A 10,087-nucleotide genomic window follows, 5' to 3' on the forward strand; every position below is an offset into this window, starting at 1 on the left:
GGTGAAGGGCGCGGCGGTAAAGCGGGCATAGAACAAAAGATTCTGCCACAGATATGCACCCGGCTGGTATTTAATGGTGTAGCCGTCCACATACTGCACATCCTGAGGGTTGATGGCGGACACCACCACATAACCGGGAGTGCCCTCCAGATTGGTAAGCCACTTGAAGACGCCGGAATGGTAGGTGGGCACCGCCCAGACCAGTTTGCCGTTCACCTGCTGCAGCGTAGGCTCACCAAGCACCACCTGACTGCCCAGACTGGGGCGCTCGCCCAGCTTTTTGTCCGCCAGCTTCTGAGCCATGGCCTTATCCACAATGGGCAGCTGGCTGGTATCGGTGGTGTCGAAGTCCTCGGCGAAGTCCATCTGGATCAGTTCCGGCATCTGGTCCCGGAAAGCATTCACCTGGAACAGAACGCTGGACCCGGCCCATACAATAAAGTATACGCCCCAAAGCACTGCCACCAGAATCAGCGGCCAGCGGCTGCCATTCTGGAAGCGCTCAAAACGCACGCTGCCCGGCACGCCCTGCACCGGTCCCGGCTTGGCCACCACCCGGCCGATCCGATCCAGCGTGAAGATACCCACCAGCACCGTGATCAGTACACAATACAGGAATGCCGACTCCGGATAGAGCGGGTTCAGGTTCGGGTGCTGAAACACCACATACAGCACGGCCACCAATAATGTGAGCAGCACCGCCTTCGCTTTCCAATGTTTCATATTTTTGTTCCTTTCTCTGCTGTGCGGATGCGTTTTCACCGGATCTCGGCCGCTCCGCTGCTTACTGGTATTCTATCACCGATAGCTCCGAATTCCAAGAAAGAAACGGTTAAAATTTTCCCAAAGGCAACCAGCCGGACTGGAAATCCCCGTCCGGCTGGTTTTCTGCCTGTTATTCGCAGGGCTCCGGCTCACAGCCGCCGCCCCGCTGGTCCGGCGCAGGCTGCACCGCCTGCACGGAATCACCTTGAATTTTTTGCACGCCACCGGGCAGGATCATCGGGTCCACCCAGGGCAGATAGGCCCCGAAGCCCTCCTCCGGGTCAGTCTGGTGCTTTTTCGCACCGCTTTGGCTGGGCTTGTCGCCCAGATCCACCTGACCAACAGCGTTCTGCCCCTGATGATGAGGCTGTGTATAGTTGTTATCCATTGTATTTTCCCTCTTTTCTGATGTATGACAGACCGATAAAACGGATTTCTTCCCTGTTTTCGGGCTTTTTCCGCCTCGTGCGCTGCCTTTTGCAGATAGTATGACCAATCGCATAGATATTATCCGGAAAACTTTTATAAAAAACAGAAAACCGGATTTTTTCCGTTGACAAAACCCATTGCATGGTCTATAATAGACAATGTCGCCGGTGAGAACACCGGGCCGGACATCCGGGTGTAGCGCAGTTTGGTAGCGCGCTTGAATGGGGTTCAAGAGGCCGTGAGTTCGACTCTCGCCACTCGGACCAAAAGCCATCAGCTGAAAAGCTGGTGGCTTTTTTGTTGCTGTAATGCGGGTTTGTGAGCGGTTCCGAGGTTTTGGAACCGCCCGTTTTTTATTTCTGCTGCAGGGGCTGTTCTTTTGCATTCTTTCCTTTCCGGAAACGCTTCCGTCAGCCGTTCCCTTATTCAAACCGCTTTCCCACCACATAAAGAGGGGCAAATAAGCCGCCCAACGTTGTACCTAGCATCACGGACAGCTCCATCTGAGGCCATACCACAGGCCACATCCACCAAAGGCCCATACAGAAAGCAGGCAAGGCTGCCATCACTGTGCAGGACCAGATCCGGCCCACCGTTAGAATATGCGGCCAGTTGCGATTGCTGAAACGCAGCCCCGGCACATTCATGCGGAACGGCCCATCCATTATTCCGTATATTCGGTTCTCGTCATAGAACCGTGGCAGATCCTTCCGGGCAAAAAAGCAGAACCATGCCCCAAAAACAGCTCCCAGCAGCACAGCCGTTTGCACGCTCTCCATTGGGATTTCCAGCCGTAGGCTCAGCAGCAGCTCCGCCATTCCCAGCAGCAATGAAAGTACATACCACAAGGGCCACCAGCCACAGCTGCGCCAGACTCTTTTTCCATCCTTCTTGGAGTATGCGATTGCTGTTTTCACCACATCCTCCACCGCCTTTGCATCCATTGGCTGCTGGCTAGCCTGACGGCGGCACATCAGAAGTTCCGTAACGGTCACTCCCAGCAGTTCCGACAGCGGAATCAACAGAGCAGTGTCCGGAATAGATGCTCCCGTTTCCCACTTGCTGACCGCCTTATCCGACACGAACAGTCGCTCTGCCACTTCCTTCTGCGTCATCCCCTTCTCCTTGCGCAGCTGCGCCACAAAGGCTCCAAATTTTTCTTTATCGATTGCAAACACTTTGCTCACCTCGAGAAAATCATACCAGTGATCCAGCTGAGTAGCAACCGAACAGCAGTAGAGTCCCCCTTATCCACCCGCTCAACAAGGGATTCTCAGCCCCTTCTCAGAAATCACGGAATACCTGCCCCGTCTATTGACACCCTGCCTCAATTCCTGTATCGTTTGTACAAAGACAGTTTTAAAACACCGTGCGCTTCGTCATCTGAAAGGCACCAAATTCAATCGAGCAGAAAGGGATGTTGGCTCATGAAATGCTATGATGAACAGCTGCGTCAACTACAGGCCCAGTGCGCCCGCAAGAAAAAGCTGGAAGCTTCCATAGATGAACTGCGCGCCCAGCGCAAAGTTTATGCCGACCGTGCGGATGAGCTTCGAAAGATCCTCTCCAAAGAGCAGTCAGATGTGGAACGGCTGGAGGGGCGCAGTCTGGCTGCTTTCTTTTATCAGATGGTTGGCAAAATGGACGAAAAGCTGACCAAGGAGCAGCAGGAAGCCTATGCCGCTCAGGTAAAATATGACGCCGCCGCTCGGGAGCTGGAAGGCATTGAGCGGGATTTGAAGCGATGCGAAGACGAGCGGAATTCGCTCTGGGGCTGTGAGGCTCGGTACGATTCCCTTTTGCAGGAAAAAACGCTTGCCGTAAAGGCAGCCGGCGGGCCCACTGCGGAAAAGATTCTGCAGCTGGAAGAACGGAACGGCTATCTGGACAGTCAAAAGCGGGAATTGCAGGAAGCTTTGATCGCCGGTAATGCCGCACTGTCCTGCGCGGATCAAATTCTATCCGAACTGAACAGTGCAGAAGGCTGGGGAACCTGGGATCTGGTCGGCGGCGGACTGCTCACGGATCTTGCAAAGCACAGCCATCTGGACCAGGCCCAGGCTTCGGTGGAAACATTGCAGGCACAGCTTCGCCGCTTCAAAACCGAGCTGGCCGATGTAACAATCGATGCGGACATTCAGGTCAGCATTGATGGCTTCCTGCGTGTGGCCGATTACTTTTTTGATGGAATCTTTGCCGACTGGGCCGTACTGGACCAGATTCGCCAGTCACAGCAGCAGGTACAGCGCATCCGGAATCAGATTGAAATTGTTCTGAACCATTTACACACATTGATGAACCAGACGGACGCAGAGCTGGCCCGCATTTCCCGGGAAATAGAGCAGCTGGTCGCAGGGATCTCCATGTAAGGATCGCAAGCGATTCGTTTACCAATCGCGTTGCTTTTCGTTGTTCCATTCCGGATTTTATCTGAATGAAACCAGAAAGCTTACGTACTTTTTCTTTCTTTTAGTGAACATCAAAGGAGGTATTTTCGATGCGTAAAAATTTTGGAGCCAAGCCCTGGACCTATCCGCAGCCGGTGTTCATCCTGGCCACCTATGATGAGAACGGTGTTCCGGATGCCATGAACGCCGCCTGGGGCGGTATCAGTGACGACAAGGAGCTGACCATGTGCATCAGCGCCAGCCACAAAACCACCGCCAACATTCTGGCCCGCAAGGCCTTTACCGTAAGTATGGCTACCGCAGACCAGGCTGTCGCCTGCGATTACGTGGGCATTGAATCCGGCAAGCGCGTGGCCAACAAGCTGGAAAAGGCCGGCTGGCACACCACCAAATCGGAATTTGTGGACGCTCCTCTGGTGGATGAGCTGCCCATGGCGGTGGAGTGCCGCCTGGTGAGTTACGACCCGGAAAGCTGCCGTCTGGTGGGCGAGATCGTGAACGTGTGTGCGGAGGAGTCCGTGCTGGACAGCGAGGGAAAGATCGATGTGGAAAAGCTTGCGCCCATTACCTTTGACCCGGTGCACAATGTTTATCGCAAGCTGGGCGAAATCGTGGGCCACGCCTTCCAGGATGGCGCAAAGCTGAAATAACCAGGTGACACCATGAGTGAATCATTGTATCAATTTGAGGCGGTGATCGAGCCGGTACCGGACAAGGGGGGTGCGTTTGTTCGGGTCCCGTTTGACATCCGCAAGGAATTCGGCCAGGGTCGGGCAAAGGTGGAGGCCACCTTCAACGGTGTTCCCTACTGCGGCAGCATCGTGAACATGGGGGTCAAAACACCGATGGCTCCATCTGCTACATTCTGGGTGTTCGCAAGGACATTCAGAAAGCCATGGACCGTTATCCCGGTGACACCATCCTGGTGACAGTTCGCCGGATTTGAACGCCTTGCCAGGGGCATTTAAAACAACCTCATAAAAAATCAGAGGGAGCCTTCGATGCAGGAAGGCTCCCTCTGATGCTTTTTATCCATCCTTTCGGAGATTTCCGACAGCTTTTGCCGGGGCGTGATAACGCCAGCGGACATCTTTGTCCGGGTGCTTGGAATCAGGCTTGACAGCCGGATTCTCCACCGAATTGCTGCCCGGTGTTTTTCTGCAGCCTGCCAGCTGCCAAAGAAGCAGCCCACAGGCAAACAGTACAACCGCCGCCGCACCCAGCACCGCAAGCTGCCTCGCCGCCTGTACCGCTTCGGCCAGGTAATCACTGGTTTGGACCAGAGCCTGCGCGGCAAGCAGCGGATTCTGCTCATCTGTCTTAAAGAACTCCTCCGGCAGATCCACTCCGCAGAAGGCCAGGTTCAACACCGCTACCGGTAAAACCAGCCGGGCCAGACACCAGCCGAGCGCCCGCTTGCGGCCGCTGAGCATACTGCCCCACCGGCCATACAGCCGCACCGCATTCAGATAGCCCCGCAGCAGCACGCAAGCGCAGAGCAATACCGTGCAGCACAGGATCACTGCGTACACCTCCTGACGCAGCAGCTGCCGCCACAGGCCCAGATCCACCCCCTCTGTCTTCGGGGTGTAGTTTGCTTTTGCCTGCAAATCATACAGCACTGAAAGCCGCAGCCGGTCGTTCTGGGCAAGCAGCATCCGGTTGGGTGCAAGCGTACTGTTCGACTGATCGGGATGAGTGCTCAGATAGAGCGGCGCGGTTTCACCTTCCGGCTGGTATACACCGCACACCGCGTAATCCACGCCCTCGACGGAGATCGTCTGCCCTGCTGCCGCGATGCCCTCCGGCACCACCGCCCGATACTGCCGCAGCAGCACCGCCTGAGGCTGGTAGAAATCGCCCTCAATAAACGCAAGGCCTGCCACCTGGCCCCAGTTGGACAGCGCCACCCGGGTCGTCATCTGCTGCGTTCCGCCGGGCAGCTCCACCTCCAACTCTCCCTGCCAGGCGGCACTGTTTTCCGTCTTTTCTCCCACCCGGCGCTGGAACACCTCCAGCGTGAGGGGCGGCGTTTCGCCCAGCTCCGGGTATTCCAGCAGCATAGGGATGTACTCCAGCGCACTGCGGCAGAGCAGCACCTGCCGGGCAAACACCGCCGCACAGGCCGCCAGCAGCAAAAGAGCCAGCACACGCAGGGCCACCGCTGCCTTACTGCGCGGTCTGCTCGTTTTCATTCGCTCCATCCGGCTGCACCACCTTTACCAAATCCCCGTCCTGAATGGGCGCAGCCCCATAGGCCGCAATTCGAAACTCTCCGGTCTCGCCCAGATTCACCACCGCGCTCTGGCCGTCGGAGGCGTACACCTCCACTGCGACCGCCACTGCATAGTTCTGCTTGCCCCAGGGGGTCCAGCGCTCCTCCAGCTTCATTACCATGGTGGAGCCATCCTCCTGGGTTTGGATGGCGGACAGGGGCAGCTTGTACCAGCCTTCCGTAAGGATGCGGGCCTGAATGATCACCGGGCCCTCCGGCAGCTCCGGCAGCGGATTCTTCTGGCGCAGGATCACCGCATCCCCGGTCTGTTCCTCCTCGGGTGCCAATTCCAGGGCCAGCAGGTTCATCTCGCTCTCCGGCGGGAAGGCCAACAGCGAGGCGGCCTGCAAAATCTGGGCGTCTTCCCCCTGCACCGGCACACGAATGCGCAGCGCCGGACGCTCGTCCTCGGTGCGGTAAACCGTTCCGTTAAAAAAGTACTCCTGGTTCACACTGCCTCGGGTGGTGAAGACCGCCTCCACCTGGGGTGCAAGGGTCCACTCCACCAGCCAGGCGACCGAAGTGCACAGCACTGCTGCCAGCACAATCGCCAGAAAAACGGCAAAGCGCCGCTTGTTGTTTTTTGTTCGTTTCATGCTGTTTTCCTCCCGGGCGGCGCTTATTTGATGCCGGTAAATTCGATGCCCTCCACCAGTTCCTCGTTGAAGAACCAGAACAGCAGCAGCACCGGCAGCATGGCCAGCACCCCGCAGGGGAACACCACAGCCAGCGCATCCCGACTGGTACTGGCCAGGAACACCGAGAAGGGATATTTGGCGCTGTCCTTCAAAAAGGCCAGCGGCTGTTCCACCATATTCCAGGCATCAATAAAGGTGAGCAGACACAGGCTCACCGCACCTGCCCGGCCCGCAGGCAGCAGCACCCGGAACAGTACCGTCAAGGTGCCTGCCCCGTCGATCTGCCCGGCCTGCAGTACCTCGTCCGGCACGGCCTTAAAGATCTGGGTCATCAGGAAGGTTCCGAAGGGCAGGAATATGGCCGGAAGAATCAGCGCGCCGTAGCTGTCCAGCAGATTCAACCGTTCCAGCACGATGTAGTTGGGCACCAGTGTCACCTGTACCGGCATGAGCATGAGCACCACCAGCAGGTAAAACAGCCACCTTTTGCCCGGGAAGGAGAACTTCGCAAAAGCAAAGCCGCCCAGAATGCTCACCAGCAGCTGCCCGGCCACGATCACACCGCACATGGCCAGCGTGCGCCAGAAGCGCAGCCAGTAAGCAGTGCGCCGCAAGAACACCTGCAAATACCCCTGCAAAGAAAACTGTTCCGGCAGAAGGCTTAAATCCAACTCACCTGTGCCGGAGGCCAGTGCACCGTATCGCTGCACTGCCTCCTGGGGAGACAGAAAGCTGTTGCACAGCACATAAACCGCCGGGAACAGTACGATCACCGACAGCACCAGAAACAGCGACGCCAGAATCCAGTCCCGCTTTCTTCGTTTCCGCTTCACAAGACCGCCTCCCCGTCCTCTGACTGCATCCGGTACAGCACTGCCACCAGCACCATCATGCCTGTGAACAGCAGAATCGCCGCCACCGACAGCCGGGAATAGGTCATGTTATTGAAGTTGTTGTTCAGGTAATGCTGCAGAAAATACACGCTGGTATGGGGATGTTCACCGCCCAGCAGGAAGGCCTCCCGGTAGGATTTGAAGGCATTGATCACACTGATGACCACCACAAAAAACACTGTGGGCCGCATCAGGGGCGCGGTGATACGCCAGAACACCTGCCGCTCGTTTGCGCCCTCCAGCCGGGCGCACTGATACAGCTCCTCCGGAATCATGTTCAGCCCGGCCAGCAGAAGAATCACATTGTAGCCGCAATTTTTCCACACATACAGCGCCATCAGCACCCAGAAAGCCGCCGGGCTTTCCATCCAGCGGACCGGCGAAAGGCCCACCGCTTCCAGAGCCGCATTCAGCGCTCCCTGCTCGGCCAGGAACACATCCACCACCATCACAATGCCCGCCACCGGCACCACCATGGGGAACAGCAGCACGTTGCGGAAAAGCCTTGTGCCCGCAAACTTTTTCTGCAGCGCTAGGGCAAGCAGCATGCTCACCACCAGAATCAGCGGTACACCCAGCCCCAGAAAGCGCAGGGTGTTGTCTGCCGCCAGCCGGAAGCTGCGGGTGCTCAGCACATAGGCGTAGTTATCCAGCCCCACAAAGGTCTGGCCCCCAGGGCCGAAGGTAAGCGAATACCAGAAGGTAAGCCCAAAGGGCAGCGCAAAAAAAATCAGTGTTCCCAACAGTACCGGGGCGGCCAGCGCATAGCCGGTCAGGGCCTGGCGCCGTTTCCATCGGCTGTGTTTGTTCATGGCGGCCCGCCTCCTTTGCAGTAATTTTTGACAAATGCACTTTGAATGTTTATCATAGTAGTGTACTGTACATTTCAGCATAGCACACCCTCTACGCTTTGTAAAGTCAAAAGGCAGAGGCTATGCCGGGAGGGATCTTGCATGATACGAAATCGCATTTTCCGCTTTCTGCTGGCGGCCGCGCTACTGCTGGGTCTTGCCTGCGGCTGTTCTGTGCAAACGACCGAAGAAGAGCCGCAGCAGGACGTGATGGTCATCTGCGCCGAACTGCGGGACTACCGCAACGTGATGAAGGGTGTGAACTATTACTCGGTGCGCTACTATCCCAACGCCCAGTTCGAGATGCTCTGGCTGCCGGATCCGCAGGTGGACCCGGAGGGACGCGAGCAGCTGATTCGTCAGCTGCGCACCCAGATCATGGCAGGCAAAGGGCCGGATGTTTTTCTGCTGCGGGGCACCGATAGCCTGCTGAACCCCTCGGATTCCAGTGAATATCTGTTTGAGGATCTGCACAAGGCGCAGACGGCCGGGCTGTTCTGCGATTTGACCACCCTTTTGAGCGACCAGGATTTCGCCGGGTTGATTCCCGCGCTGGCCGAATACAAAACCAATGGCGAACCGCTGTATCTGCTTCCGCTGGGCTATCTGCCCCTCACCGTGAGCTATACCGGCAGGATGCCGGATGCCTTTGCCCAGGCGGCTCAGAGCACCGCTCCCCTGCTGGACTACCTGCCCTCGCTGCTCAGTCAGGCGGGCGATGACCACTCGGGAGAGCTTTCCGGCCTGGCCCGGGCGCTGCCGCTGGCGGGTGGCACTGGTGATCTGAGCGAGACCATTGACCGGGAGGATTTTCCGGCCCTGCTGCGTCTGCAAAAGCATCTGATGCAAACCAGCACTGCCGCTCAGCCTTCCGTTTCTTCGCTGAAGGAATCCCCCGCCGGCGGCAATGCCCTGTGCTGGACCGGCTTGCCTCTTTACGACCCGTTTTTAGAGCAGGCCAGTCTGCTGGCTGCCCAAAACAGCGAACCCTATTTTTCGGCGGTGCCCAATCTGGAAGGCGGCGTTACCGCCATGGCCACCAGCTACGTGGGCGTGCGGGCAAACTCCACCCATCTGGAACAGGCCCGGGAGCTGATCCAGCTCTTGCTCAGCGAACACATCCAGACCTGGGAGACCAATTTCCCAAACCCCGGCTACCGGGAGCTGAGCAGCGCCGACCAGGGCCTTCCGGTGTGCAAAACCGCCCTGGCTGCCATGCTGCGGGACCGCAACCGCTACGGTCCCGCCGGCGGCTTTGTGTGGGGTGAGATCAGCGATGCCACCATCGCCCGCTATGAGGATTTTCAGAACAGCGTGACCAACATCACCCTGGTGGACCGGCGGTACGAGCGGTATCTTGCAATCTGCGAACCTTACTTTGCAGGCACTCAGAGTGAGGAACTTACTCTGGAGAAATTGCAGCGTGAGTTCGTGATCTATGCGGACGAATGACCCGTCCTTGCTAAAACAAAATGCACAAAAAAGCCTCCGCAGAAGGTTCTCTGCGGAGGCTTTTATCTGTTTATTTTTCCGACGGAACGCGGCGGCGCAGCAGGCTGTAGGCCGGCAGCGCAGTCTCGCAGGGAATGGTGTACTTCATGGTGGCGTGAGGGGTGCTTTCCACCTCTTCGCCCAGCTCATTTTTGATCCATTCCGGGGTCAGGGTGATGCGCTCGCCCAGCGGGGTGAGCACCTCGATGGTATCGCCCAGGCAGAACTTGCCGCGCTGGCTGCACTGAGCCACGCCGTCCTGCCAGCCCTCCACCACGCCGATGAACTCCCAGTGGCGCAGGTAGCCGCCGTTTTTGGTCTCCTGCTTGGCCTGCTG

11 protein-coding genes, 1 tRNA gene and 1 pseudogene are annotated in these 10,087 nt (G+C 57.6%); 5 read left to right on the forward strand and 8 right to left on the reverse strand.

From position 1 onward, the window contains the following. Nucleotides 1–723, reverse strand: a pseudogene (locus J7G73_RS11180) (hypothetical protein); the annotation flags it as partial. A gap of 172 nt (nt 724–895) precedes the next feature. Further along, nucleotides 896–1,153, reverse strand: coding sequence for a hypothetical protein (locus tag J7G73_RS11185; protein WP_087293848.1), 258 nt, complete (start codon nt 1,151–1,153; stop codon nt 896–898). A 230-nt stretch (nt 1,154–1,383) separates the two neighbouring features. Here J7G73_RS11185 and J7G73_RS11190 point away from each other — a divergent pair. Continuing rightward, nucleotides 1,384–1,460: transfer RNA gene (locus J7G73_RS11190), tRNA-Pro, on the forward strand. A 156-nt stretch (nt 1,461–1,616) separates the two neighbouring features. On the opposite strand, the gene J7G73_RS11195 is transcribed toward J7G73_RS11190, so the two are convergent. Beyond that, the gene (locus J7G73_RS11195; RefSeq protein ID WP_291246302.1) at nt 1,617–2,372 is read right to left on the reverse strand and encodes a helix-turn-helix transcriptional regulator; all 756 of its coding nucleotides are present in this window, start codon (nt 2,370–2,372) and stop codon (nt 1,617–1,619) included. Between the two features lie 249 nt (nt 2,373–2,621). On the opposite strand from J7G73_RS11195, the gene J7G73_RS11200 reads away from it, so the two are divergent. The 3 genes from J7G73_RS11200 (at nt 2,622) to J7G73_RS11210 (ending at nt 4,531) form a co-directional block, all read left to right on the forward strand. Next, the gene (locus J7G73_RS11200; RefSeq protein ID WP_291246303.1) at nt 2,622–3,563 is read left to right on the forward strand and encodes a hypothetical protein; all 942 of its coding nucleotides are present in this window, start codon (nt 2,622–2,624) and stop codon (nt 3,561–3,563) included. Between the two features lie 128 nt (nt 3,564–3,691). Further along, complete coding sequence (locus J7G73_RS11205) at nt 3,692–4,252, forward strand: flavin reductase family protein (RefSeq protein ID WP_291246304.1); 561 nt, start codon at nt 3,692–3,694, stop codon at nt 4,250–4,252. 12 nt (nt 4,253–4,264) lie between these two features. Beyond that, nucleotides 4,265–4,531 (forward strand): DUF1905 domain-containing protein, encoded by a 267-nt coding sequence (locus J7G73_RS11210; protein WP_367113989.1) that lies wholly within the window; start codon nt 4,265–4,267, stop codon nt 4,529–4,531. A 99-nt stretch (nt 4,532–4,630) separates the two neighbouring features. Here J7G73_RS11210 and J7G73_RS11215 read toward each other — a convergent pair whose 3' ends face one another. From J7G73_RS11215 to J7G73_RS11230, 4 genes are read right to left on the reverse strand one after another with little or no spacing between them, the layout of a single operon-like run. Next, on the reverse strand, nt 4,631–5,806 hold the full coding sequence (locus J7G73_RS11215) for an ABC transporter permease (protein WP_291246305.1): 1,176 nt from the start codon (nt 5,804–5,806) through the stop codon (nt 4,631–4,633). Next, a complete protein-coding gene (locus tag J7G73_RS11220) occupies nt 5,772–6,473 on the reverse strand; it encodes a hypothetical protein (protein ID WP_291246306.1) in 702 nt (233 codons plus the stop codon). The genes J7G73_RS11215 and J7G73_RS11220 overlap by 35 nt, the downstream gene beginning before the upstream one ends. Nucleotides 6,474–6,496: 23 nt before the next feature. Continuing rightward, nucleotides 6,497–7,348: a carbohydrate ABC transporter permease gene (locus tag J7G73_RS11225; protein ID WP_291246307.1), complete on the reverse strand. Its 852-nt coding sequence runs from the start codon at nt 7,346–7,348 to the stop codon at nt 6,497–6,499. Beyond that, a complete protein-coding gene (locus tag J7G73_RS11230) occupies nt 7,345–8,220 on the reverse strand; it encodes a carbohydrate ABC transporter permease (RefSeq protein WP_291246308.1) in 876 nt (291 codons plus the stop codon). Before J7G73_RS11230 ends, J7G73_RS11225 begins: the two co-directional genes overlap by 4 nt. Before the next feature lie 141 nt (nt 8,221–8,361). On the opposite strand from J7G73_RS11230, the gene J7G73_RS11235 reads away from it, so the two are divergent. Continuing rightward, complete coding sequence (locus tag J7G73_RS11235) at nt 8,362–9,711, forward strand: hypothetical protein (RefSeq protein WP_291246309.1); 1,350 nt, start codon at nt 8,362–8,364, stop codon at nt 9,709–9,711. Between the two features lie 70 nt (nt 9,712–9,781). On the opposite strand, the gene J7G73_RS11240 is transcribed toward J7G73_RS11235, so the two are convergent. Then, the coding region (locus J7G73_RS11240) for a U32 family peptidase C-terminal domain-containing protein (RefSeq protein ID WP_291246310.1) at nt 9,782–10,087 on the reverse strand (306 nt) is incomplete at its 5' end.

The sequence above is a fragment of the Allofournierella sp. genome (assembly GCF_017889395.1).
Taxonomy (GTDB): Bacteria; Bacillota; Clostridia; order Oscillospirales; family Ruminococcaceae; genus Allofournierella.

What these genes read in the sequence shown, in the direction of transcription:
- J7G73_RS11185 (WP_087293848.1), bottom strand. Translation starts at nt 1,153, where the DNA reads ATGGATAACAACTATACACAGCCTCATCATCAGGGGCAGAACGCTGTT.
- J7G73_RS11200 (WP_291246303.1), top strand. Translation starts at nt 2,622, where the DNA reads ATGAAATGCTATGATGAACAGCTGCGTCAACTACAGGCCCAGTGCGCC.
- J7G73_RS11205 (WP_291246304.1), top strand. Translation starts at nt 3,692, where the DNA reads ATGCGTAAAAATTTTGGAGCCAAGCCCTGGACCTATCCGCAGCCGGTG.
- J7G73_RS11210 (WP_367113989.1), top strand. Translation starts at nt 4,265, where the DNA reads ATGAGTGAATCATTGTATCAATTTGAGGCGGTGATCGAGCCGGTACCG.
- J7G73_RS11215 (WP_291246305.1), bottom strand. Translation starts at nt 5,806, where the DNA reads ATGGAGCGAATGAAAACGAGCAGACCGCGCAGTAAGGCAGCGGTGGCC.
- J7G73_RS11220 (WP_291246306.1), bottom strand. Translation starts at nt 6,473, where the DNA reads ATGAAACGAACAAAAAACAACAAGCGGCGCTTTGCCGTTTTTCTGGCG.
- J7G73_RS11230 (WP_291246308.1), bottom strand. Translation starts at nt 8,220, where the DNA reads ATGAACAAACACAGCCGATGGAAACGGCGCCAGGCCCTGACCGGCTAT.
- J7G73_RS11235 (WP_291246309.1), top strand. Translation starts at nt 8,362, where the DNA reads ATGATACGAAATCGCATTTTCCGCTTTCTGCTGGCGGCCGCGCTACTG.